Here is a 297-nt window from a genome sequence, read left to right as displayed (position 1 = left end):
GTTTGCTCAATTCATAAAAGTCACTAATCGCTTGCTCTGGACTATCCTGATAGGTCTGCCAAAAATCACGATTGACCTGACTCGGACTCGGTGTCATCAAATCCATCAAACAAGACCCAACCATGTCCTGCTCTTCCAGCAATTCACCCACAAAACCAGTTCGAACTCCATGTGCCAATAGTTCATCTTTTAATTCAATCAAGTCCTCTAAATCTGTTTGAACAGTCAGAACCTGGTCTCCCACCAAAGCCAAGACCCGATTTCGCAGGTAGATAGCATCCATTTCCTCAAAATCAC

General features: G+C 43.8%; 1 pseudogene. It reads right to left on the bottom strand.

Going from position 1 to position 297, the window contains the following annotated elements:
• Positions 1–297, bottom strand: a pseudogene (locus C1G53_RS12075) (UDP-glucose--hexose-1-phosphate uridylyltransferase); the annotation flags it as partial.

Origin of the sequence: Streptococcus suis, from assembly GCF_002960445.1 — a bacterium.
In the GTDB taxonomy this organism is placed as follows: Bacteria; Bacillota; Bacilli; order Lactobacillales; family Streptococcaceae; genus Streptococcus; species Streptococcus hyiners.
The sequence above is the reverse complement of the archived record's forward strand: the minus strand, read 5'-3'. Positions and strand labels throughout refer to the sequence as shown.